Annotated in this window: 21 protein-coding genes and 1 rRNA gene; 8 read left to right on the plus strand and 14 right to left on the minus strand. The window is 69.5% G+C overall.

The annotated features are described in order from the left end of the window. From E2C06_RS14050 to E2C06_RS14060, 3 genes are all read right to left on the minus strand, one after another. Nucleotides 1-103 (minus strand): 16S ribosomal RNA (locus E2C06_RS14050); the annotation flags it as partial. A 596-nt stretch (nucleotides 104-699) separates the two neighbouring features. Next, nucleotides 700-1,668: a Bug family tripartite tricarboxylate transporter substrate binding protein gene (locus tag E2C06_RS14055; RefSeq protein WP_241671283.1), complete on the minus strand. Its 969-nt coding sequence runs from the start codon at nucleotides 1,666-1,668 to the stop codon at nucleotides 700-702. Between the two features lie 82 nt (nucleotides 1,669-1,750). Beyond that, nucleotides 1,751-2,629 (minus strand): LysR substrate-binding domain-containing protein, encoded by an 879-nt coding sequence (locus tag E2C06_RS14060; protein WP_133289242.1) that lies wholly within the window; start codon nucleotides 2,627-2,629, stop codon nucleotides 1,751-1,753. A gap of 122 nt (nucleotides 2,630-2,751) precedes the next feature. Here E2C06_RS14060 and E2C06_RS14065 point away from each other — a divergent pair, with 122 nt between their 5' ends. Continuing rightward, nucleotides 2,752-2,970 (plus strand): DUF1127 domain-containing protein, encoded by a 219-nt coding sequence (locus E2C06_RS14065; protein ID WP_133289243.1) that lies wholly within the window; start codon nucleotides 2,752-2,754, stop codon nucleotides 2,968-2,970. Nucleotides 2,971-3,031: 61 nt separating this feature from the next. On the opposite strand, the gene E2C06_RS14070 is transcribed toward E2C06_RS14065, so the two are convergent. The 5 genes from E2C06_RS14070 to E2C06_RS14090 form a co-directional block, all read right to left on the minus strand. Next, the gene (locus E2C06_RS14070; protein WP_193560459.1) at nucleotides 3,032-3,463 is read right to left on the minus strand and encodes an OsmC family protein; all 432 of its coding nucleotides are present in this window, start codon (nucleotides 3,461-3,463) and stop codon (nucleotides 3,032-3,034) included. An 86-nt stretch (nucleotides 3,464-3,549) separates the two neighbouring features. Then, nucleotides 3,550-3,840 (minus strand): hypothetical protein, encoded by a 291-nt coding sequence (locus tag E2C06_RS14075; protein ID WP_133289244.1) that lies wholly within the window; start codon nucleotides 3,838-3,840, stop codon nucleotides 3,550-3,552. A 25-nt stretch (nucleotides 3,841-3,865) separates the two neighbouring features. Then, nucleotides 3,866-4,138, minus strand: a complete 273-nt coding sequence (locus E2C06_RS14080) for a hypothetical protein (RefSeq protein WP_133289245.1) — start codon at nucleotides 4,136-4,138, stop codon at nucleotides 3,866-3,868. A 70-nt stretch (nucleotides 4,139-4,208) separates the two neighbouring features. Then, entirely contained in the window at nucleotides 4,209-4,943 is a 735-nt protein-coding gene (gene cysE / locus E2C06_RS14085) for a serine O-acetyltransferase (RefSeq protein WP_133289246.1), read from the minus strand. 11 nt (nucleotides 4,944-4,954) lie between these two features. Beyond that, nucleotides 4,955-5,998, minus strand: a complete 1,044-nt coding sequence (locus tag E2C06_RS14090) for a cysteine synthase A (protein ID WP_241671284.1) — start codon at nucleotides 5,996-5,998, stop codon at nucleotides 4,955-4,957. A gap of 158 nt (nucleotides 5,999-6,156) precedes the next feature. Here E2C06_RS14090 and E2C06_RS14095 point away from each other — a divergent pair, with 158 nt between their 5' ends. The 7 genes from E2C06_RS14095 (at nucleotide 6,157) to E2C06_RS14120 (ending at nucleotide 13,315) form a co-directional block, all read left to right on the plus strand. Continuing rightward, the gene (locus E2C06_RS14095; RefSeq protein ID WP_133289247.1) at nucleotides 6,157-6,939 is read left to right on the plus strand and encodes an ImuA family protein; all 783 of its coding nucleotides are present in this window, start codon (nucleotides 6,157-6,159) and stop codon (nucleotides 6,937-6,939) included. Further along, nucleotides 6,936-8,522 (plus strand): Y-family DNA polymerase, encoded by a 1,587-nt coding sequence (locus tag E2C06_RS14100; RefSeq protein WP_133289248.1) that lies wholly within the window; start codon nucleotides 6,936-6,938, stop codon nucleotides 8,520-8,522. Before E2C06_RS14095 ends, E2C06_RS14100 begins: the two co-directional genes overlap by 4 nt. Before the next feature lie 72 nt (nucleotides 8,523-8,594). Next, nucleotides 8,595-10,958, plus strand: a complete 2,364-nt coding sequence (locus tag E2C06_RS14105) for an error-prone DNA polymerase (protein ID WP_338324210.1) — start codon at nucleotides 8,595-8,597, stop codon at nucleotides 10,956-10,958. A 9-nt stretch (nucleotides 10,959-10,967) separates the two neighbouring features. Further along, on the plus strand, nucleotides 10,968-11,795 hold the full coding sequence (locus E2C06_RS40595) for a helix-hairpin-helix domain-containing protein (RefSeq protein ID WP_338324211.1): 828 nt from the start codon (nucleotides 10,968-10,970) through the stop codon (nucleotides 11,793-11,795). A 47-nt stretch (nucleotides 11,796-11,842) separates the two neighbouring features. Further along, nucleotides 11,843-12,214 carry a DUF805 domain-containing protein gene (locus E2C06_RS14110; protein ID WP_133289249.1) on the plus strand — a complete coding sequence of 124 codons (372 nt, stop codon included), beginning with the start codon at nucleotides 11,843-11,845 and terminating at the stop codon, nucleotides 12,212-12,214. 70 nt (nucleotides 12,215-12,284) lie between these two features. After that, nucleotides 12,285-12,722: a hypothetical protein gene (locus tag E2C06_RS14115; protein ID WP_133289250.1), complete on the plus strand. Its 438-nt coding sequence runs from the start codon at nucleotides 12,285-12,287 to the stop codon at nucleotides 12,720-12,722. A gap of 35 nt (nucleotides 12,723-12,757) precedes the next feature. After that, nucleotides 12,758-13,315, plus strand: coding sequence for a DUF2585 family protein (locus E2C06_RS14120; RefSeq protein WP_133289251.1), 558 nt, complete (start codon nucleotides 12,758-12,760; stop codon nucleotides 13,313-13,315). Nucleotides 13,316-13,506: 191 nt separating this feature from the next. On the opposite strand, the gene E2C06_RS14125 is transcribed toward E2C06_RS14120, so the two are convergent. Genes E2C06_RS14125 through E2C06_RS14150 form a run of 6 tightly spaced genes read right to left on the minus strand, consistent with a single transcriptional unit; the run spans nucleotide 13,507 to nucleotide 21,916 of the window. After that, on the minus strand, nucleotides 13,507-15,468 hold the full coding sequence (locus tag E2C06_RS14125) for an acetyl/propionyl/methylcrotonyl-CoA carboxylase subunit alpha (RefSeq protein ID WP_133289252.1): 1,962 nt from the start codon (nucleotides 15,466-15,468) through the stop codon (nucleotides 13,507-13,509). Between the two features lie 5 nt (nucleotides 15,469-15,473). Next, the gene (locus E2C06_RS14130; protein WP_133289253.1) at nucleotides 15,474-17,081 is read right to left on the minus strand and encodes a carboxyl transferase domain-containing protein; all 1,608 of its coding nucleotides are present in this window, start codon (nucleotides 17,079-17,081) and stop codon (nucleotides 15,474-15,476) included. Next, nucleotides 17,078-18,253 carry an isovaleryl-CoA dehydrogenase gene (locus E2C06_RS14135; RefSeq protein ID WP_133289254.1) on the minus strand — a complete coding sequence of 392 codons (1,176 nt, stop codon included), beginning with the start codon at nucleotides 18,251-18,253 and terminating at the stop codon, nucleotides 17,078-17,080. Before E2C06_RS14135 ends, E2C06_RS14130 begins: the two co-directional genes overlap by 4 nt. Further along, nucleotides 18,253-19,878, minus strand: a complete 1,626-nt coding sequence (locus tag E2C06_RS14140; protein ID WP_133289255.1) for an acyl-CoA synthetase — start codon at nucleotides 19,876-19,878, stop codon at nucleotides 18,253-18,255. Before E2C06_RS14140 ends, E2C06_RS14135 begins: the two co-directional genes overlap by 1 nt. Next, the gene (locus E2C06_RS14145; protein ID WP_206664546.1) at nucleotides 19,878-21,107 is read right to left on the minus strand and encodes a phenylacetate--CoA ligase family protein; all 1,230 of its coding nucleotides are present in this window, start codon (nucleotides 21,105-21,107) and stop codon (nucleotides 19,878-19,880) included. Before E2C06_RS14145 ends, E2C06_RS14140 begins: the two co-directional genes overlap by 1 nt. Further along, nucleotides 21,098-21,916 (minus strand): ABC transporter ATP-binding protein, encoded by an 819-nt coding sequence (locus E2C06_RS14150; protein WP_133289256.1) that lies wholly within the window; start codon nucleotides 21,914-21,916, stop codon nucleotides 21,098-21,100. The genes E2C06_RS14145 and E2C06_RS14150 overlap by 10 nt, the downstream gene beginning before the upstream one ends. Between the last annotated feature and the right edge of the window lies 1 nt (nucleotide 21,917).

The following is a 21,917-nucleotide window of genomic DNA, read 5'->3' on the forward strand; positions in this document are numbered from 1 at the left end:
GCGATACTCACCCGTCCGCCACTGACATTGCTGCCCGTGCGACTTGCATGTGTTAAGCATGCCGCCAGCGTTCGCTCTGAGCCAGGATCAAACTCTCAGGTTCATCAGCGCCACAGCCTCACAGCCAAGCGCCATACCCGCGAACCCACATCCATAACCCATCCATCCATCGCCACCCAGCCAACCCCACCAGAACCACCAAAGAACAAACCCCCGCCCCAGCAACACCCACCACAGCCAAGCTCACGCCCAACCACAGCAGCGCCGCCCGCGCATCCCACTCCCCATCCCCTCGCAGAGACAGATCATCGCAAAATACACACCCAGCAAAAGTCCGCCCCCCAGCCATCCCAACAGGATAACCAAATGGCAACAACTCACGCAAAACGCGCTTCCAAAACCAGATGCAACTGTCAATGAACAGCCACTCGGCCGGAGCCGAGCAACAAACCACTTTACCGCGGCCAACTCTTCCGCCCTTACGGGTCGGCTGGAAAGCCGCGCTAAGCGATGTCACCACCTCAATGGTAGGGCGAAGATACTGGCGAAGCCGCCGGTGATCGTCAAGCCCCAGCCTTGCTGCGGTGGGCCAGTCTCTAACCCCTGCGAGCCACTTGGGTCAACACCCCCCCATGGTAGTTTTGCGAAGGCTCACACGTCTGTCGGGTCGCCGCAGCTAGCGACCCGCTCCAGGCAGATTCAGCTGTCCACCCGAATGTTGTTATCGCGAATCACCCGCCCCCAGCGGTCGATCTCCCGTGCGAGGAAGTGCCGGCATTCCTCGGGTCCGGAAGCTCGCACATCCGCACCTTGCTCCTCGATTTTGCCGCGCACGGCAGGATCGGCCAGCGCCTCCGTCAGCGCCTCCCGCATCCGTGCCAGAATCGGCTCCGGCGTTCCGGCGCGGCCGAGGAAGGCCCACCAGGTTGGCGCCTCGAAGCCGGCGAAGCCCTGTTGCGCGAAGCTCCTCACGCCCGGTACGTGCCGCGTCTCCCCGGCTGTCGTCACGCCGAGCGGCCGCAACGTTCCCGCTTTGATGTGCTGACTGATGATGACGACGTTCGACATGAACAGCGGCACATTGCCGGCCACCGCGTCCTGCACCGCCGGCCCGCCGCCACGATAGGGCACATGCACCAGGCTGAACCCACCCTGCTGCTGCAGCAGCGTGGTCGAGACATGCGCCAGGCCGCCCACGCCCGAACTCGCATAGCTGATCGTGTCCGGCGCCGCCTTCGCTGCCGCCACCACATCCTGGAAGCTTTGGTACGGCGTCGACTGATGCGCCACCAGCGCCAGCGGCCCATCGGCCACCACGCTTACCGGCGCGAAGGCCTCGAGCGCCTTGTAGGGCAGCCGGAACAGCGTCTGGTTGGTCGCCTCGTTGTCATAGGCCAGCATCCAGGTGCTGCCGTCCGGCGCCGAGCGCGCCGCCTCGATCGCCCCGATCGAGCCCGAGGCGCCACCCCGGTTGTCGATGATCACCGGCTTGCCCAACACGTCGGAAAGCTTCGGCTGGAAGATCCGGGCGATGGTGTCGGTCGACCCGCCCGGCGGCCAGGGCACGATCAGCCGGATCGGCCGGTCCGGCCAAGCCGATTGCGCGCGCAGCACGGCGGGGGCGGCAAGGCCCGTGGCCAGCCCGGCCAGCAGGGTACGACGGTGCATCGGCGATCCTCGGTTTCGGCCTTGCTGCGGCCCGATGAAGCTGGCGCGCAAATGGACCCGATCGCCTTCCGACTCAAGCCCGTCAGGCCGCCTCCAGCGCCTCGCCGGTCCGGAAGCTCTCCTCGATATGCCGGGCCAGGGCTTCCGCCACCGGGGTCCCCGGGCCGCGCAGCAGGCCGATGGCGAAATCGGGCAGCTTCGGCAGCCCTTCATCCTCCCCCAGCCGCTTCACCCCGTCCGGCAGCGGCACGGGCATCGCGACCGTCACCGCCAGCCCGGCCAGCGCCACCGCCAGGCAGCCGGACAGCGAGGCCGAGGTATAGGCCATCCGCCAGGGCATTCCTGCCTCCTCCAGGGCCTCGATGGCCGCGCGCCGCCAGGAACAGCCGCCCCGCGCCAGCGTCATTGGCAGGGGCCGGCGCCGTGCCACCTCCTCGATTCCCACCCAGTGCAGCGGCCCGCGCCAAAGCCAGCGGACCCGGCCGCCCGGCGGCTCGTTGCCTTCCGACAGCAGGGTCAGGTCCAGCTCGCCCGCCGCCAGCCGGTCGACCAATTCGTTGGACGGGGCGCAGGTCACCTCCACCTGCACCGCCGGATGGCTGGCGGCGTAGCGGGAGAGGATGCCGGGCAGCCAGCCCAGCGCGTAGTCGTCCGGCGAGCCCAGCCGGACCTGCCCGGCCACCTCCGGCTGGCGGAAGCTCGCCACGATCTCGTCGTTCAACGCCAGGATCCGCCGGGCGCGTTCCAGCAACCATTGGCCATGCGGCGTCGGCTCCACCCCACGGGCGCCGCGCAGCAGCAACGGCTGGCCCAGCGCTTCCTCAAGCCGGCGGATCTGCATGGAAACGGCCGATTGCGTCCGCCCCACCGCCTGGGCGGCGCGGGTGAAGCTGCCGCCCTCGGCGATCAGGACGAAGCTGCGGAGCAGGTCGGGGTCGAGGCCAGGGGGCAGGGCGAGCATGGCGCCATATCAAAACCGCTGATGGCGAACGTCAATGCAATTCGTTTTCCTTATTTCGGCCGGCCCCGCATCCTCCCCGTCCTGAGGAGCCCATCCTCGGGCCGGGAAAAGGAGATCCCACCATGGCCATCCGTAGCACCCTATCCTTCGGGTCCCTTGCACGTACCGCCGCGGCCCCGAAAGCGCCGCGTCCCGGGCTCTGGGTCATGCTGCGCGCGATCTGGACCCGCCGGCAGTTGGCGGAGATGGACGACCGCATGTTGCGCGACATCGGCATCAGCCGGGTGGATGCGCTGCAGGAAGCGGACCGGCTGCCCTGGGACCTGACGCCGAGGCCGTAAGAATGCAGGGGAAGGTATTCCCCTGCGCCCCTTCTATCTATTTCTATGGGCTTGAGCCCGGCTATTCCAGCGTGGCGTCCAGCGAGATCTCGGCGTTGAGCACGCGGCTGACCGGGCAGGTCGCCTTGGCATCCGCCGCCAGGGATTGGAACTGCTCCGGGCTGGCGCCCGGCACCTTGGCCTTCAACACCAACGCGATCGCGGCGATCTTCCAGCCGGCGCCCTCCTGTTCCATCGTCAGCTTCGCCTCGGTCGCCAGGCTCTCGGGCGTCAGGCCGGCACCCTGCAGCTTGAAGGCCAGCGCCATGGTGAAGCAGCCGGCGTGCGCGGCGGCGATCAGTTCCTCCGGATTGGTCCCCTGCCCGTCGCCGAAGCGGCTGTTGAAGCCATAGGGCGTACCCTTCAGCGTCCCGCTCTGGGTGGTCAGCGCCCCCTTCCCGTCCTTGCCCGTGCCCTGCCACTGGGCACTCGCGCTGCGCTTGATGCTGGCCATGCTCGGCTCCTCTCCATGATCCGGGGCCACGGCGCACCTGTTGCGTGCCCCGCCCCTTGCCGGATCATCCAAAGACCGGCGAGGGCCTAACGTTGCACCGGCCACTCCCTGGGCGGGACGAAAAGCACCGGGTCAAGCAGGCCGTACTCCACCCGGACCGCCTTCATCATCTCGGTCATGCCCTGCCGCCGTACCCGGCTCCGCAGCACCGCCCCGTCCGCTGCCAGGCAGAGCTCCGTCCCGTCCACCTCGGGCTCCTGCACCTTCTGCGCCCGCCAGCGCGTGCAGGCGAAGCCGGCGACCTGGTCGGTGCCGAGGCGCCTCACCTGGAAGTCCGGGTCGCGCGCGACCCCCTTGCAGATCCATCTCGTCGGCATCGACCGGCTGCTCGACCACCCGGTCCTAAAGCGCGTCCTGGCGATTGGTCGAGAACATGTAGCGCCGCTTCGCCTCTGGGTAGGTGATGCCGACGAGCCCGGCATTTTCCTGCCGCTGCCATCCCGTCGCGGCGGCAACGAAGGTCTGCAGCCGATGCTTCCCGCCGGCGAACGGCGGGGTCGGCAAGCGGTAGGTGATGGCAACGTCCTGCCGCGGCTTCAGCAGCGGCGGCAGCTCCTGCGCCAGGGTCGGCGGCGCGACGATGGCGCCCAGGGCGAACAGCGCGGCAAGGCGCATGCCGGCATCTTCGCGGGGGAAGCGCACAGGGGCCCGGCCGGACCAGGCTGCTGCCGGCAAGGGCAGAGCGCTACTCCGCCGCCGGCATCCCTGCGGCCTGGCTCGCCCCTTGGCCGGCTCCTTGCTGGCGCCGCAACGTCGCCATCTCCGCCCGCAGCGCTGCCAGTTCGGCGCGCAGCGTGGCAATCTCCTCCCCCACCGGGTCGCAGGGCATGTCGAGCAAGCCGTAGCCCGGGCTCGGCGCCGGCGCCGCGCGCCCCAGGGACTGGCCGGTCAGGATGCGGTGCTCGTGCGGCGGCCGCGCCGGGATGCCGATGACGGTCTCGCCCGCAGGCACCTCCATCGCCACCACCGCATTGGCGCCGATGCGCGCGCCGTCGCCGATGCGGATCGGCCCCAGCACCTGCGCCCCGGCGCCGATCGCCACGCCATCGCCGATGGTCGGGTGGCGCTTGCCGCCCGGCCCGGCGCGGTTCGCCAGGGACAGCCCGCCCAGCGTCACGCCGTGGTAGATCAGCACGTCGTCGCCGACCTCGGCCGTCTCGCCGATCACCACGCCCATACCATGGTCGATGAACAGCCGCCGGCCGATCTTCGCACCGGGATGGATCTCGATCCCGGTGATGAACCGGTTGGTATGCGACACGGCGCGTGCCAGTACCTTGAAGCCGGCGCGATACAGGGCATGCGCGACGCGGTGCATCATCACCGCCTGCAGCCCGGCATAGCAGGTCACCGCCTCAAACCAGCTGGGCCGGGCGGGGTCGCGTTCGCGGATCGTGCGGGCGAGCTCGATGATCTCCAAGGCGGGTCTCCTCAGGCCAGCCAGGGCGGCACCGGCAGCCCCTTCTCGCGCAGGAATTCAGGATTGAACAACTTGCTCTGGTAGCGCGCGCCACCATCGCAGAGGATGGTCACGATGGTGTGGCCCGGCCCCATCTGCCGCGCCACGGCGATGGCCGCCGCCACGTTCACCCCTGCCGAGCCGCCGACCGAGATGCCCTCGTGCTGCTGCAGATCGAAGACCTGCTCCAGCGCCACCGGATCGGTCACCTGCACCGCATCGTCGATGTAGTCTCGGCCGTGCTCCAGGTTGCCCGGTGCCGCGGTGGCCTGGCCGATGCCCTCAGTGATCGAGTTGCCTTCGGCCTTCACCTCGCCAGTCTTGATCCAGCTATAAAGGCCGCTGCCCATCGGGTCGGCCAGCACGATGCGGACCTTCGGGTCGCGCGCCTTCAGTGCCCGGCCGACGCCGGCCAGGGTGCCGCCAGTGCCGCAGGCGCAGGTGAAGGCATCGATGCGGCCGCCGGTCTGCTCCCAGATCTCTATCCCGGTCGTCGCCTCATGCGCCGCAGCATTGGCCAGGTTGCCGAACTGGTTGGCCCAGATCACCCGCTCGCCCTTGGCGGCCAGGTCCTCGGCGATGGCGCGGGAAAAGTTCACATAATGGCCGGGGTCGCGCAGCGGCTTCGGATCGACCAGCCGCAGGTCGGCGCCGATCATCCTGAGAAAGTCGAGCTTCTCCCGGCTCTGCGTGCGGGGGACCACGATGATGGCCTTGTAGCCGCGCGCGTTCGCCACCAGCGTCAGGCCGATACCGGTATTGCCGGCCGTCCCTTCCACCACGATCCCCGGCTCCCCGGGGGTCAACTGGCCGCGCCGCTCGGCATCCTCAATGATCCCGAGACCGGCGCGGTCCTTCACGCTGCCGCCGGGCTGCATGAACTCCGCCTTGCCGAGGATCTCGCAGCCGGTCGCCGCACTCGCGCGGCGGAGGCGAATGAGAGGCGTATGGCCCACGGCGCCGGCAAAGCCGTCCACCACGTGCATCCGAGTCGGGGTATTCGGCTGGGCGCTCATGGGTCCTCCACGCTTTCTGTGATCTGCGGCCGTCCAGGCCCGGGATTCAAGGGGCTTGCGTGCATTCCTGCCCTGCACCCATGAACCTGAATGCATATCCCTGGCGGGTAACGCTTGACCTGACCCGGTCCGCTACAAGAACATAGCGCGAACACGCCATGATATCGCTCTCCGATTCCCCGCCGGCTTCGCTGCCTGGCCATGCCCTGGACCGCCCCGCCGTGCTGGCGGCGCTGCGCGCGCGCATCGCCCGGCTGGACCGCAGCGGCGCCCGGCCCGAGGGCGACAGCCTGCCCTTGTGCGACGCCATCGACCAGCGTCTGCCCGGCGGCGGCCTGGCGCGCGCCGCGGTGCACGAGGTGCTCGCGGCCGATCCCGGCGCCGCGGCAGGCTTCTGCGGCCTGCTGCTGGCGCGGGCGCGCGGGACGGTGCTGTGGATCGCCGCCGAGCCGGATGCCTGGCCGCCCGGCCTGGCGCGCTTCGGACTCTCGCCCGCCGACCTGGTGCTGGTGCAGGCGCCACGGCGGCAGGATGCGCTCTGGGCAATGGAGGAGAGCCTGCGCTGTCCCGGCATCGCCGGCGCGCTGCTGGCGGCGGACGGGCTGGACCTGACCACCGCGCGACGTCTGCAACTGGCAGCCGAAGCGGGCGGCGCCATCGGCCTGCTGCTGCGCCCGGACGGCGAGGCGGAGGCGGGCGCCACCGCGGCGCTGACCCGCTGGCGGGTGGGCGCGCTGGCCGGCACGGGCGGCGCGCATGACCTGGGCGACCCGCGCTGGAGCCTCGAACTGCTGCGCGGCCGCGGCGTCCGGCCGCAGCGCTGGGATGTGGTCTGGCGCCCCGCGGCGGAGCGGCTGGACCTCGACGATGCCGGGAGCGAGGTCGAGCCGGAGACGGAGGTCGAGGCGATGCCGGTACAGGCGAGGCGCCGTGCGCGATGAGGCGACGCGCCTGCGGACCGCCACGGCTCGGCCAGGACAGCCTCCTCCCCGCCACACCGGAGCCTGACGCCGGACCGGCGGGGGAGCCCGCCATCTCCCGCCGCATCGCCGCCCTGCACCTCCCCTGGCTGCCGGTCGAGCGACTGTGCCTGACCGGTTTCGCCGCGATCTGGACCACCGAGGGCAGCCGCCGTGCCCTCGTCGCCGTCAGCCCGGCGGCGGCCGCCGCCGGTCTCCACCCTGGCCAGGCCCTGGCCGATGCCCAGGCCATCCTGCCCGAACTCGCGCTGCACCCGCATGTGCCGGAAGCAGATGCCGCCTGGCTGCGACGCTTGGCGCATTGGGCACGCTGCATCACCCCGCTGCCGGCGCTTGACCCGCCGGACGGGCTGCTGCTGGACATCACCGGCATCGCCCACCTGCATGGTGGGGAGGAGGCGCTGCGCCGCGCCCTCGTCGCCCGCTTCGCCCGCGCCGGCGTCACGGTGCAGGCCGCCATCGCCGGCACGGCGGATTGCGCCGCGGGCCTGGCGCGCGCCGGCGTCGGGATCGTCGTGCCGCCGGGCGAGGCGGCGATCGCTGTCGCCCCCCTGCCCCTGCAGGCGCTGCGCCTGCCGCCGGCCAGCATTGCCGCGCTGCACCGGCTCGGCCTGCGCCGCGTCGGCGACTTGCTGCGGCAGCCGCGCGGGCCGCTGGCCAAACGCTTCGGGCTGGCGCTGCTGGCGACGCTCGATGCCGCCACCGGCCTCCGCCCGCGCCCGCTCCGCCCGCTGCGGCCGCCGCCCGACTTCCTGGCGGCGCGCGACTTCCTTGAACCGGTGGTGACGCGCGAGGCGATCGACGCCACCCTCGTCGTGCTGCTGCCCGAGCTCTGCCGGCAGTTGCAGGAGGCCGGCCAGGGCGCCCGCCGCTTCCTGCTGCACGCCTTCCGCGTCGATGGCGTGGTGCAGCTGGCGGTGATCGGCACCGGCCTGCCGGCGCGCGACCCCCGCCACATCGCCCGCCTGTTCCGCGAGAAGCTGGAGGGGCTGGAACCCGGCTTCGGCTTCGAGCGGCTGGCGCTGGAGGCCCGCGCCTGCGCGCCGCTGACGGCGGCGCAGGCCGCGCTGCCCGGCGAGGGCGGCGCCTCCGCCGATACGCGCCGGCAGAGCCTGGCGGAGCTGCTCGACCGCCTCACCCAGCGCGTCGAGGTCTGGCGCCTAGCGCCGCGCGCCAGCCATTGGCCGGAGCGCGCGATCTTCCGCGTCGGCCCTTTCGAAAGCGTGCTGCCGCCCCCCGGCTGGCCCGGCAGTGGGCCGCGCCCGGTGCGGCTGCTGCGCCGGCCGGTGCGGCTGTCCGCCGTTGCGCTGCTGCCGGATGCGCCGCCCTCCCTGCTGCGGCTCGGCCGCGCCTCCTGGCGGGTGCTGCGGGCGGAGGGGCCGGAGCGCATCGCACCGGAATGGTGGCGGGACCGGCCGGGGCGGCCCTTCCGCGACTACTACCGGGTACAACTGGTCACGGGCGCGCGGCTCTGGGTCTGCCGCTCCGGCATCGCGGTGCCGGGAGAGGAGACGCAATGGTGGCTGCATGGGCGGTTCGAATGATGCAAAGGGGCGCTGCCCCTCTGAACTCCCCGCCAAAGGCCGAAAGGCCTCTGGACACCTCGAGTCTGCAAGATGACCGGCGGATTCGCCGAACTGGCCGCGCTGTCGAATTTCAGCTTCCTCGACGGCGCTTCGCATCCGCAGGAATTGGTCGCGACGGCGAAGGCGCTGGGCCATGCCGCCATCGGCATCGCCGACCACAACAGCTTCGCGGGACTGGTGCGCGGTACCGTGGCGGCGGAGCAGGCGGGGATCCAATTCGTCCCTGGCGCGCGCGTCACGCTGCTGGATGGCTGCGTCTATCTCGCCTGGCCGACCGATCGCGCCGCTTATGGCAGGCTCTCGCACCTGCTCTCGACCGGCCGGATGCAGGCGCCAAAGGGCGAGTGCCACATCGCGCGGGACACGCTGCTCGCTGCGGCCGAGGGCATGGTCCTGGCGCTGGTCCCGCCCGACGATCCGGATGACAGCTTCGCTCGACGCCTAGCGCGCGATGCCGCTGTGCTGCGCCGCAGCCTTGCCCTGCCGCTGTTCTGCGCCGCGCGGCACCGCTATCGCGGCGACGACCGCAAGCGGCTCGACCGTCTCGCCGCCATGGCGAGCGCGGCCGGCGCACCGCTGCTGGCCACCGGTGCCGCACGCTACCATCAGGCGGACCGCCGCCGCCTGGCCGACGTGCTCGCCGCCATCCGGCTCGGCACCACCGTCGATGCGCTGGGCTATGCGGCGGAACGCAATGCCGAGGCGCATCTGAAGCCCGCCGCCGAGATGCGCCGGCTCTTCGCCGGGCACGAGGATGCCATCGACGCCACGCTGCGCGTCGCTGCCGCCTGCCGGTTTTCCCTGCGCGAGCTGGCCTATGAATACCCCGACGAGATCCTCGAGCCCGGGCTGACGCCGCAGCAGAGCCTGGCGAAGCGCGTGGCCGAGGCCGCCGCGGCGAAATGGCCGGAGGGCCCGCCGGGCAAGGTCGCGGCACAGCTCGACTACGAGCTCGGCCTGATCGAGCGCATGGGCTACGCGCCCTATTTCCTGACGGTGCACGAGATTGTCCGCTACGCCGTTGGCGAGGGCATCCTTTGCCAGGGCCGCGGCTCGGCGGCCAATTCCGCGGTTTGCTACGTGCTCGGCATCACTTCGGTGGACCCGAGCAAGCATACGCTGCTGTTCGAGCGCTTCATCAGCGAGTCGAGGAACGAGCCCCCCGATATCGACGTGGATTTCGAGCACGAACGGCGCGAGGAGGTGATCCAGCATATCTATCGGTGCTATGGCCGCGACCGTGCTGCCATCGCCGCCACGCTGATCCGCTACCGCGACCGCAGCGCGATCCGCGAGGTCGGCAAGGCCATGGGCCTGTCGGAGGACGTGACGGGGCGGCTGGCGAAATCCGTCTGGGGCGCCGGCGGCGCCTCCATCGCCGAGATCGCCACCGACCAGGGGCTGCATCCGGACGAGGATCCCCGCCTGGCGCTGGCCTGCGAACTGACCGAGGAGCTGCTGGACTTCCCCCGCCACCTGGCGACGCATGTCGGCGGCTTCGTTATCACCCGGGGCCGGCTGACGGAGCTCGCCATCGTCACCAGGGCGGCGATGGCGGACCGTCACACCATCGAATGGGACAAGGACGACATCGAGGCGTTGAGGATCCTCAAGGTCGATGTGCTCGGCTTGGGCATGCTGAGCTGCATCCGCCGCGCCTTCGACCTGGTCGAGCTGCATCGCGGCACCAGGCTGACCCTGCAATCCGTGCCGCAGGACAATGCCGAGACCTATGCCATGCTGCGCCGCGCCGACAGCCTCGGCGTCTTCCAGGTCGAAAGCCGGGCGCAAATGAACATGCTGCCGCGCCTCAGGCCCAAGGAGTTCTACGACCTGGTCATCCAGGTGGCGATCGTCCGGCCCGGCCCGATTCAGGGCGACATGGTGCATCCCTACCTGCGGCGACGGAGCGGCGAGGAGGAGCCGGACTATCCCTCGGAGACGCTGCGCCCGGTGCTGGAGAAGACCCTTGGCGTGCCGCTCTTCCAGGAGCAGGCGATGCAGATCGCCATCACCGGCGCCGGCTTCACCCCGGCCCGCGCCGACGAGCTGCGCCGCGCCATGGCGACCTTCCGCCATGTCGGCACCATCTGGCAGTTCCGCCAGGAATTCACCGCCGGCATGGCGCGGAACGGCATCGACGAGGACTTCGCCGATCGCTGCTTCCGCCAGATCGAGGGCTTCGGCACTTATGGCTTCCCCGAAAGCCACGCCGCCGCCTTCGCCCAGCTGGTCTATGTCTCCGCCTGGCTGAAGCGCTGGCACCCGGCGGCCTTCGCCTGCGCCCTGCTGAACAGCCAGCCCATGGGCTTCTACGCTCCGGCGCAGATCGTCCGCGACGCGCGGGAGCATGGCGTGCGCGTCCTGGCCGCTGATGCGCTGGAAAGCGACTGAAACTGCTCGCTGGAACCCGATCCGGACAGTGAAGGCGGTTTCGCGCTCCGCCTCGGTCTGCGCCAGGTGCAGGGCTTTCCCGAGGCCGCGGCGAAGCGCATCGTCGCGGCCCGCCCGGCGCGGTCGCTGGCCGACCTCATCCACCGCGCCGCACTCGATCGCGGCGCGGTGGAGCGGCTGGCGGAGGCGGATGCCTTCCGCTCCCTCGGCCTCGGCCGCCGCGCCGCGCTGTGGGAGGCCGCGGCGGTCGAGACCCCTGCCCCGCTGCAGGGCGAGTTGTTCGAACCCGCTGCCAGCCTGCCCGCCGCCACCGCCGGAGAGGAGACGGTGCTGGACTACACCTCGACCGGCCTCTCGCTGCGGCACCACCCACTGGCCCTGCTGCGGCCGCTGCTGGATGCCGAAAACCTGGCCGATACCCGCGTGCTGAACGCGGCCAGGCGCGGCGCCTGGATCCGCCTGCCCGGCCTGGTGCTGGTGCGGCAGCGCCCGGGCAGCGCCAAGGGCGTGGTCTTCTTCACGGTCGAGGACGAATGGGGCGTCGCCAACCTGGTCGTCTACCCCGACCTCGCCCGCGAATTCCGCGCGGCAGTCGTCGCCGCCCGGCTGGTCGTGGCGGAAGGCCGGGTCGAGCGGCTGGATGCCGCGGTGCCGATCATCCACCTGATCGTGCGGCGGCTGATCGACCGCTCGGCGCTGCTGGCCGGTCTCGCCGCGCTCGACGATCCGGCGCAGGGCCCCTGGCGCCGCGCCCTGGCCCGCGCCGACGAGGTCGAGAAGCCCGATCTGCGCGGCGATCCGCGGGTGAAGCTGCCGCCGAGCCGGGACTTCCACTGAACGGCAACGGCTTGTTACCCTCTCGGCCGATCCAGGAGATGATCCCGATGGGATTCCAGCAGGCGATCGCCGTTTGCTTCTCGAAATACGCAGTCTTCGAGGGCCGCGCCCGCCGCTCCGAATACTGGTGGTTCTTCGTCTTCAACATTCTGATGCACGGCGCGACCGGGCTGCTGGACGTCGTCATCTTCGGCGGCGAGAGCGGCGGCCTGCTGAACGGCCTCTACAGCTTGGTGGTCCTGCTGCCCGGCCTTGGCGTGGGCGTACGGCGGCTGCACGACACTAACCACAGCGGCTGGTGGCTGCTCATCTCCCTAGTGCCGCTGGTCGGCTTCATCCTGCTGATCGTCTGGCTGGCCCGCGCCGGCGATACCGGGCCGAACCGCTTCGGCCCGGACCCGGTCGCCACCGGCACATGAGCCGGACCCGAGCGACAGTATTTGCGACTAAGTCGCAATTGCGGTAAGTCTCCGCTCAGGAGGACCCCCGATGGCGACGCATGGACTCCCCGCCTGGCCCTGGGCCGACACCCCGGCCGAAACCCTGCCGCCGCCCGAGCGCCTGCTGCTCGACGGCATCCGCCTCTGGGCCGAGGCGGCCCGCCGCGGTGAGCCACCCTTGCCCGCGCCCCGCCTGCCCTTCATCGCCGAGGGGGCCGGGGCCGCCCTCGTCCCATTGGATGCGCTGATGCGCGGCGCCGGCGACGCGCTGACCGCCGCCTGCCCGCTCTGCCCGCGCGTCGCGCCGGCCGAGGCTCGCCTGCTGCTCGGCTGCGCCCTGACCCAGCGCGGCGCGCGGCGGGAGGCCTTCGCCCTGTTGCTGCACCATCTGCCGCCCCTGGCGGCGCAACAGGCGCTTGCCGCCGCAATCCCGCTCGGCATCGCCCTTGCCGGGGCCGGGCTGCTGCTGCGCAATCCACTGCGCTGATAGCCGAAGCGGGCAAATCGTTCCACACTGCGTCCATGCCCGCCCGGACTTGGCCGCTGCTCGGCCTGCTGCTGATCCTTGCCGCCGCCGCCATCGAGCTCGCCATGGGGCGGGAGCCCTGGTGCCGCTGCGGCACGATCCGGCTCTGGGCCAATGCAGCGAACAGTCCGGAGAACTCGCAGCAGCTCGCCGACTGGTACACGCTCTCGCACATCGTGCATGGGCTGCTCTTCTATGCCGCCCTGGCGCTGGCCCTGCCCCGCCTGCCGCTCGGCCCACGCGCGCTGGTCGCGCTCGCCGTCGAGGCAGCCTGGGAGATCGCCGAGAACAGCAGCTGGGTCATCGACCGCTACCGCACCGCGACCATCGCACTCCACTACTACGGCGACAGCGTCTTGAACTCGGTCAGCGACATGCTGGCGATGCTGCTCGGCTTCTGGCTGGCGGCGCGCCTGCCCGCCTGGCTCTCGGTGCTGCTGGCGATCGGGCTGGAATTGCTGGCACTGGCGGTGATCCGGGACAACCTCACGCTCAACGTGCTGATGCTGGTCTGGCCGCTGCCTGCGATCCGCGATTGGCAGGCAGGCCCCTGATGCTCAACGCCCGCCCGGCACCGCGGCCGTCGCCACGAAGGAAATGGAGAGGGTGAAGAGCAGCGCTCGCCCGTCCGAACGAACTGCGGTGCCTGGGCTTCCAGCGGCGGGGCTGGCTTGGTCTCAAAGAGGACATTCGTCACGATCGGCTGGAGGGAGGCTGCCATGGCTCCGCCCCTTCCCGCCGCAGGTCAATCCGGCGCCACCAATGTGACGATCTCGGTTCCCTCCTCCACGCTGTCGCCGGCCGCGCAGCCGAGATGCGCGACCACGCCATCGGCCGGGGCGGTGATGCGAAGCTCGGTCTTCATCGCTTCCAGCACTGCCAGGACCTGGCCACGGGACACGTTCTCGCCTTCCTTCACCAGTACCTGCACGACACGGCCAGGGATGGGCGCTGCAAGGCGGCCCTGGCCGACGGCCTCGCCCCCGGCCGGGAGATAGGGATCGCGCAGGCGGAGGGTCCAGGCGCCCTCGGGCACCGCGACATGGATGGCATCGCCGTCGCGCAGCACGGGGATGCGGTGGGTGACGCCGTTCAGGACGACCTGCAGCGCGGCGTCAAGCCGACGACCGCCCAGCATCGCCTCGGCGCCGTCCAGCGCCACGCGCCAGCCGGGCCCGGTATGCGTCAGCAGGAGGCGATGCACCGCCTCGCCATCCGCCAGCAGGAGGAGTTGCGAGCCGCCGCCCTGCAGGCGCCAACCATCCTGCCGGTCCCAGGGATCGGACGATGCGCCGGGGGCAGGCAACAGCGCTTCGAGCGCCGCCGCGGCCAGTGCCAGGGCCGGTGTGGGACGGGCCGCCGGTTGCAGGTCGGCGGCGAAGCGCACGGCGAAGCCGGTGTCCAGTTCCGCCGCCAGCATCGCCGGGTGCGCGACAAGGCGCTGCAGAAAGCCGAGATTGCTGGTGATGCCGGCGATCCGGCATTCGCCGAGCGCCGCACCCAGCCGCGCCAGCGCCGCGCCGCGATCCGGCCCCCAGGCGACCAGCTTGGCGATCATCGGGTCGTAGAAGGGAGTGATCGCATCGCCCTCGCGCACGCCGCTTTCGATCCGCAGGTCGGGCGCGGGGTACGGCAGCGCGAAGCGGCGCAGCGGGCCGGTGGAGGGTCGGAAATCCTGCGCCGGATCCTCGGCATAGAGCCGGACCTCGACGCTGTGGCCGTCCGGCGGCGGGGCCTCGAGCCGCGGCAGCGGCTCGCCGGCGGCAACGCGCAGCTGCCATTCGACCAGGTCTAGGCCGGTGATCATCTCCGTCACCGGATGCTCGACCTGCAGGCGGGTGTTCATTTCCATGAAGAAGGCATCGTTGCCTTCGACGATGAACTCGACCGTGCCGGCCGAGACGTAGCCGACGGCACGCGCCGCGGCGACGGCGGCCTCGTGAAGGCGGGCACGCAAGGCGGGCGGCAGATCGGGGGCCGGCGCCTCCTCCAGCACCTTCTGGTGGCGCCGCTGCACGGAGCAATCCCGGGTGTGCAGGTGCAGCACCTTGCCCTGCGAGTCGGCGAAGACCTGCACCTCGACATGGCGGGGCTTCTGCAGGTAGCGCTCGAGCAGCACGCGGTCGTCGCCGAAGGCGGCCCTGGCTTCGCGCCGCGCACCGGCGAGCTGCGCGGCAAAATCCTCGGCGCGCAGCACGGGACGCATGCCCTTGCCGCCGCCGCCGGCGCTGGCCTTGATCAGCACGGGGAAGCCGATGCGGGCGGCCTGGTCGGCGAGATGCGCCTCGTCCTGCGCTTCCCCGTGGTAGCCAGGGACAATGGGAACGCCGGCTTCCTCCATCAGGCGCTTCGACTCTGCCTTGCTGCCCATGGCGCGGATGGCGGCGGGCGGCGGGCCGATGAAAGCGATGCCGGCATCGGCGCAGGCTTCTGCAAAGCCGGCATTCTCCGACAGGAAGCCGTAGCCGGGATGGATTGCCTCGGCGCCGCTGGCGCGGGCGGCCTCCAGGATGCGGTCGATACGGAGATAGCTGTCGGCGGCGCTGGCCGGGCCGATCGTCCAGGCGGCATCGGCAAGTGCCACATGCTGCGCCCTGGCATCGACCTCGGAGAAGACGGCGACGCTGCGCAACCCGAGGCGCCGCACGGTGCGGATGATGCGGCAGGCGATCTCGCCGCGATTGGCGATGAGGACGGTGCGGAACATAGCCGTCACATCCGGAACACGCCGAAGCGCGTCGGCGCTGTCGGTGCATTGGCGGCGGCGGCGAGACCGAGGCCCAGCACGTCCCGTGTCAGGGCGGGATCGATGATGCCATCGTCCCAAAGCCGGGCTGTGGCGTAGTAGGGGTCGCCCTGCAGCTCGTACTGCGCGCGAATCGGCGCCTTGAAGCTTTCCTCCTCCTCGATGGGCCAGGTCTTGCCGGCGGCTTCCAAGTTGTCGCGCCGGACGGTGGCAAGGACGCTGGCGGCCTGCTCGCCCCCCATGACGGAGATGCGGCTGTTCGGCCAGGTGAAGAGCAGCCGCGGCGAATAGGCACGGCCGCACATGCCGTAATTTCCGGCGCCGAAGCTGCCGCCGATAATGACGGTGAATTTCGGCACGCTGGTGGTGGCGACCGCCGTGACCAGCTTGGCGCCATCCTTGGCGATGCCACCGGTTTCGTACTTACGCCCGACCATGAAGCCGGCGATGTTCTGCAGGAAGACCAGCGGGATGTTGCGCTGGCTGCAGAGCTCGACGAAATGCGCACCCTTCTGCGCGGATTCGGAAAACAGGATGCCGTTGTTGGCGATGATGCCGACCGGCCGCCCCCAGACCCGGGCGAAGCCGCAGACCAGCGTCGCGCCGAAGCGGGCCTTGAACTCGTCGAGTTCCGAGCCGTCGACGATGCGTGCGATCACTTCCCGGACGTCGTAGGGCTGGCGGACATCCTTCGGGACGATGCCGTGCAGCTCGGCCGGATCGTAGCGCGGCGGGACGGGCGCCGTCAGGTCGCTGCCCGGCGGCCGGGTCGGCGCCAGATGGCCCACGATGCGGCGCGCGAGGCCCAGCGCATGCATGTCGTCCGCGGCGAAATGGTCAGCAACGCCGGACAGCCGCGTATGCACATCGGCGCCGCCGAGATCCTCGGCTGTGACGATCTCCCCTGTCGCGGCCTTCACCAGCGGCGGTCCGGCAAGGAAGATGGTTCCCTGGTTGCGGACGATGATCGCCTCGTCGCACATCGCGGGCACATAGGCGCCACCGGCGGTGCAGCTGCCCATCACCACCGCGACCTGCGGGATGCCGAGCGACGACATGGTCGCCTGGTTGAAGAAAATCCGGCCAAAATGATCGCGGTCAGGAAAGATCTCGTCCTGGTTCGGCAGGTTCGCGCCGCCGCTGTCCACGAGATAAAGGCAGGGCAGCCGGTTCTGCTGCGCGACTTCCTGCGCCCGAAGGTGCTTCTTGACTGTGATAGGGTAGTAGGTGCCGCCCTTCACCGTGGCGTCGTTGGCGACGATGACGCATTCACGCCCGGCCACACGGCCGATACCGGTGATCATGCCACCCGCCGGCACCTCACCGCCATGCATCCCATGCGCCGCGAGTGGCGAGAGTTCGAGAAACGGCGCGCCGGGGTCGAGCAGCCGCTCGACGCGTTCCCGTGGCAGCAGCTTGCCGCGCGAGAGGTGGCGGGTGCGCGAAGCCTCGGGCCCACCCAGTGCGGCCGCTGCGGTGCGCTCGTCGAGTTGCGCCAGAAGCGTCCGCATATGCGCAGCATTGGCACGGAATTCGACGCCGCGGGTATCGAGGGCGGAGGTGAGCACACTCATGCGGTTTCCCGGAACAATTCTCGGCCGATCAGCATGCGGCGGATCTCGCTGGTACCGGCGCCGATCTCGTAGAGCTTGGCGTCGCGCAGCAGGCGGCCGGTCGGGCTATCGTTGATGTAGCCCATGCCGCCGAGGATCTGGATGGCATCGAGCGCGATCCGCGTCGCCGCCTCCGCCGCATAGAGTATCGCGCCCGCGGCATCCTTCCGCGTCGCCTGGCCACGGTCGCAGGACCGCGCGACAGCATAGACATAGGCACGGCAGGCATTCAGCGCCGTGTACATATCGGCAACCTTGCCCTGGATCAGCTGGAACTCGCCGATTGCCTGGCCGAACTGCTTGCGTTCGTGGATATAGGGCACCACGACATCGAGCGCGGCCTGCATGATGCCGATCGGCCCCGCCGCCAGCACGGCGCGTTCGTAGTCGAGCCCCGACATGAGCACGCGCACGCCGTCATTCACCTTGCCGAGGACATTTTCGGCCGGGACTTCGCAATCCTCGAAGACCAACTCGCTGGTCGGGCTGCCACGCATGCCAAGCTTGTCGAGCTTCTGCGCCGGGAGGAACCCCTTGAAGCCCTTCTCGATCAGGAAGGCGGTGATGCCCCGCGGCCCGGCATCGAGGTCGGTCTTGGCATAGACCACCAACGTCTCGGCATAATGCGCGTTGGTGATCCAAAGCTTGGTGCCGTTCAGCACATAGCGATCGCCGCGCTTCTCGGCCCGCAGCTTCATGGATACGACATCGGAACCGGCCCCCGGCTCGCTCATCGCCAAGGCGCCGAGATGCTCGCCGGTAATCAGCTTCGGCAGGTAGCGCCGCTTCTGCTCCTCGGTCCCGTTCCGGCTGATCTGGTTGACGCAAAGATTGGAGTGGGCGCCGTAGGAGAGGCCGACGGAGGCGCTGGCCCGGCTGATTTCCTCCATCGCCACGCAATGGGCCAGGTAGCCCATATCCGCACCGCCCCATTGCTCGCTGACGGTGATGCCGTGCAGGCCGAGCGTGCCCATCTCCGGCCAGAGATGGCGGGGGAACTCGTCCGTACGATCGATCTCTGCGGCAATCGGCGCGACTCGCGCATCGGCGAAGCCGCGCACGCTGGCGCGCAGCATGTCGATCTCCTCACCGAGGCCGAAATCAAGGCCGGGGATGGTGGCATTGCCGGACATCAGTCGCTTCCCTGTACCATGCACCTGCGGAGTTCGCCCCGCATTACCTTGCCGGTGGCGGTCAGCGGCAGCGCATCCTGAAAGATGACCTGCCGCGGATAGCTATGCGCGGCGAGGCGGGTTTTCACATGGCCCTGCAATTCGGTCGCCAGACCAGCATCGGCGACAATGCCTGGGGTGAGGACGACGATCGCGGTCACCGCCTCGGTCCGAAGTGGATCGGGCAGGCCGATCACGGCCACCATGGCGACTGCGGGATGCTGCAGCAGGCAATCCTCGATCTCGCTGGGCCCGATGCGGTAGCCGGCGGAAGTTATGACATCGTCGTCGCGACCGACGAACCGCAGCCAACCTGCCTCGTCCTCGACACCCTGATCGCCCGTCAGCAGCCAGTCGCCAACGAATTTGGCCGCCGTCGCCAATGGATTGTTCCAATATCCGAGGAACATCACCGGATCTGGTCGGCGCACGGCAATGGTACCGATCGCATCAGGTGGTAGCCGCCGGCCCTCGGAATCCACCACCGCAACCTCATGCCCCGGCACCGCCCGGCCCATCCAACCCGGACGCGCCGGCATGACGGCGCTGCAGGAGGAGACGACCAAGTTGCATTCAGTTTGGCCGTAGAATTCGTTGATGGTGACCCCGAAGGTTCCGCGCCCCCATTCCAGGAGTTCGGCACCGAGCGTCTCGCCGCCGCTGCCGATGCTCCGGGGATGCGCGCCATACTGCACGGCTTTCGGCACCGACCGGATCATCTTCAATGCGGTTGGCGGCAGGAAGGCATTCCGTACGCCATGGGCCGCCATCAGGCGTAGGGCGAACTCCGGATCGAACTTGGCCATGCGATGCGCGAGCACCGGAACGCCGTGATGCAGGCTCGGCAACAGCACGTCGAACAAGCCGCCCACCCAGGCCCAGTCGGCCGGCGTCCAGAACAGGTCGCCAGGGCGCGGGAAGAGGTCCTGCGGCATCTCGACGCCCGGCAAATGGCCGAGCAGCACGCGATGGGCGTGCAGCGCGCCCTTCGGCGCCCCGGTCGTGCCCGATGTGTAGATGATGATCGCCGGATCCTCAGCCGCCGTATCAACCGGATCGAAGGCGTCGGAAGCGCGTGTCATCGCGTAGGGCAGGTCGAGCGCCGCATCGCCCGCCCCGTCGGTGTTCAGCACCAGCCGCAGGTCAGGCAACCCCGCCCGAATGCTACCCAGCTTAGCCAGCCCGGTCGTATCCGTCACCAAGGCCGAAGCGCCGCTGTCCCGCAACCGGAATTCCAGTGCCTGTTCCTGGAACAGCTGGAACAGCGGAACTGCAATGGCGCCGAGCTTGTAGATGGCGAGATGCGCGACCGCGGCTTCCGGTACCTGCGGCAGCAGGACGCCGACGCGATCGCCACGGCTGATGCGATGTGCCCGCAGCACATTGGCCAACCGGTTGCTGTCTGCCTTCATCGCATCGAAGCTGATCCGGTCGACCCGTCCATCGGCATGGAGATGCAGGAGTGCCGGGCGGCCGCTGCCATCCGCCCAACGATCGCAGCAATCGACACCCATGTTGTAGCGATCCGGGATGCGCCAGCGGAAGGCGTCGCGGATTGCCTCGTAGGTCGCGCCGCGCGGCAGCATCAGCCTGACACCGGCCGGGTATCATCGATGACCCGGCCATCGTTTGGTAGGCTTCCCGGCGGCACCAGTTCGACCAAGCCGCGCAGCTTGGTGGCCGATTGCAGCGCGAGCCCCAGTTGTTCTGTCAGGGCTTCATCCGCCGTGGCGGCCTCGGCACGCAACAGCATGACATCGCGGTCTCCATCGAGCGAGACGACCAGCCGTGCCTTCATCACGATTGGCACCGCCCGCAGCAGTTCCGCCACCTGCTCGGGCCGCACGAACATGCCGCGTACCTTGGCTGCTTGATCGGCACGGCCCATCCAACCCCGCATGCGCCGATTGGTGCGACCGCAGGGCGAAACGCCCGGCATGATCGCGGAGAGGTCGCCGGTGGCGAACCGTAACAACGGATGGTGCGGGTTCAGTGTCGTCACGACCACCTCACCTACCTCCCCGTCCGGAAGCAAATCGCCGGTTCCCGGCCGGACAATCTCGACGATCACGCCCTCGTCGAGGATCATGCCCTCGCGGGCTTCGCTTTCATAAGCGATCAGGCCGAGATCCGCGGTACCATAGCTCTGCAGGACGGTCAGGCCGCGATCCGCGTACCAGCCGCGCAAGGAGGGCAGATAGGCGCCGCCCGTCACATGGCCCAGCTGAAGCGAGGTGAGATCAAGCCCGAGTTCGTCGCCCTTCTCCAGAATGGCCTTGAGGAAATCTGGCGTCCCGCTGTAGCAGCACGGCCGAAGCTGCGCCGCGGCGCGCGCCTGCATCTCGGTATTGCCGGTGCCAGCGGGAAATACGGGACAGCCAAGCGCGCGGGCACCCCCTTCCAGCATGCTTCCGGCGGGCGTGAAGTGGTAGGCGAAGCAATTATGCAGCAGCTTTCCCGGCCGCAGCCCGGTCGCGTGCAGCGCGCGGCCATAGCGCCAGTAGTCGGTCGCCGCCGCCTCCGGCTCGGCAATCGGACCGGGGGAAACGAAAACCCGGGCGAGCGTGCCGAAGGCCGTCGCGACCACGCCACCGAAAGGCGGCTCCCCTGCTTGTTGGGCAATCAGCGCGGATTTGCGCGTGATCGGCAGCGCGGCAAGCGAGACGGCGGCAGGATCGACATCGGCCAGCACCCGCGAATAATGCAGGGCATGCGCCTTGGCATGTGCAACCTGCCGCTGCAGCGCCTGCGCCTGCGCAGCTTCGCGTGCATCCGCGCTGCGCGTCTCGAGATCGTCGTAAAACGTCAGAGCCACCGCTTTCTCCGCTTGTAGCTCTTCAGGTTTCGAAAGCTCTTGCGCTCTGCGCCATGACCGCCAAGGTAGAATTCCTTGACGTCCTCATTGCTCGCAAGCGCTTCGGCGGTGCCATCCAGCACAACCTTCCCCTGCTCCATGACATAGCCATAGGATGCCACAGATAGCGCCATCCGGGCATTCTGCTCGACAAGCAAGATCGTGATGCCGAGATCCTCGTTCAGCTTACGGATGATGCCGAAGACCTCTTTCACCAGCAGCGGGCTGAGGCCCATCGAAGGCTCGTCCATCAGGATCAGCTTCGGCCGCGCCATCAACGCCCGGCCGATCGCCAGCATCTGTTGCTCGCCGCCCGAAAGGTAACCGGCCAGGCCGGTACGCTCCTTCAGCCGGGGGAAGTAGCTGTAGACCATCTCGATGTCGCGCGTTACCTCTTTGTCCGAGCGGATGAAGGCGCCAAGCCGCAGGTTCTCTAGGCAAGTCATGTCGGAGATGATCCGCCGCCCTTCCATCACCTGGAAGATGCCGCGCCGGACGATCACATGCGGATCGATCCCGTCGATGCGGTCGCCACCAAAGCGGATCTCGCCTCGGGTGACCGCACCCTCCTCGGTCTTGAGCAGGCCGGAGATCGCCTTCAGTGTCGTCGACTTGCCGGCGCCATTGGCCCCCAGTAGGGCAACGATCTTGCCCTGCGGCACCGAGAGCGAGAGACCGCGCAGCACCAGGATGACGTCGTTATAGACGACCTCGATGTTGTTCACCTCGAGAAGCGCCGAGGACGCCGTCATCTGCAGTGCTGCACTCATG

The sequence above is a fragment of the Dankookia rubra genome (assembly GCF_004355005.1).
Taxonomy (GTDB): Bacteria; Pseudomonadota; Alphaproteobacteria; order Acetobacterales; family Acetobacteraceae; genus Paracraurococcus; species Paracraurococcus ruber_A.

Coding starts and splice junctions, on each gene's coding strand:
- E2C06_RS14055 (WP_241671283.1), bottom strand. CDS start 1,668: ATGCACCGTCGTACCCTGCTGGCCGGGCTGGCCACGGGCCTTGCCGCC.
- E2C06_RS14060 (WP_133289242.1), bottom strand. CDS start 2,629: ATGCTCGCCCTGCCCCCTGGCCTCGACCCCGACCTGCTCCGCAGCTTC.
- E2C06_RS14065 (WP_133289243.1), top strand. CDS start 2,752: ATGGCCATCCGTAGCACCCTATCCTTCGGGTCCCTTGCACGTACCGCC.
- E2C06_RS14070 (WP_193560459.1), bottom strand. CDS start 3,463: ATGGCCAGCATCAAGCGCAGCGCGAGTGCCCAGTGGCAGGGCACGGGC.
- E2C06_RS14075 (WP_133289244.1), bottom strand. CDS start 3,840: ATGCCGACGAGATGGATCTGCAAGGGGGTCGCGCGCGACCCGGACTTC.
- E2C06_RS14080 (WP_133289245.1), bottom strand. CDS start 4,138: ATGCGCCTTGCCGCGCTGTTCGCCCTGGGCGCCATCGTCGCGCCGCCG.
- E2C06_RS14090 (WP_241671284.1), bottom strand. CDS start 5,998: ATGAGCGCCCAGCCGAATACCCCGACTCGGATGCACGTGGTGGACGGC.
- E2C06_RS14095 (WP_133289247.1), top strand. CDS start 6,157: ATGATATCGCTCTCCGATTCCCCGCCGGCTTCGCTGCCTGGCCATGCC.
- E2C06_RS14100 (WP_133289248.1), top strand. CDS start 6,936: ATGAGGCGACGCGCCTGCGGACCGCCACGGCTCGGCCAGGACAGCCTC.
- E2C06_RS14105 (WP_338324210.1), top strand. CDS start 8,595: ATGACCGGCGGATTCGCCGAACTGGCCGCGCTGTCGAATTTCAGCTTC.
- E2C06_RS14110 (WP_133289249.1), top strand. CDS start 11,843: ATGGGATTCCAGCAGGCGATCGCCGTTTGCTTCTCGAAATACGCAGTC.
- E2C06_RS14115 (WP_133289250.1), top strand. CDS start 12,285: ATGGCGACGCATGGACTCCCCGCCTGGCCCTGGGCCGACACCCCGGCC.
- E2C06_RS14120 (WP_133289251.1), top strand. CDS start 12,758: ATGCCCGCCCGGACTTGGCCGCTGCTCGGCCTGCTGCTGATCCTTGCC.
- E2C06_RS14125 (WP_133289252.1), bottom strand. CDS start 15,468: ATGTTCCGCACCGTCCTCATCGCCAATCGCGGCGAGATCGCCTGCCGC.
- E2C06_RS14130 (WP_133289253.1), bottom strand. CDS start 17,081: ATGAGTGTGCTCACCTCCGCCCTCGATACCCGCGGCGTCGAATTCCGT.
- E2C06_RS14135 (WP_133289254.1), bottom strand. CDS start 18,253: ATGTCCGGCAATGCCACCATCCCCGGCCTTGATTTCGGCCTCGGTGAG.
- E2C06_RS14140 (WP_133289255.1), bottom strand. CDS start 19,878: ATGCTGCCGCGCGGCGCGACCTACGAGGCAATCCGCGACGCCTTCCGC.
- E2C06_RS14150 (WP_133289256.1), bottom strand. CDS start 21,916: ATGAGTGCAGCACTGCAGATGACGGCGTCCTCGGCGCTTCTCGAGGTG.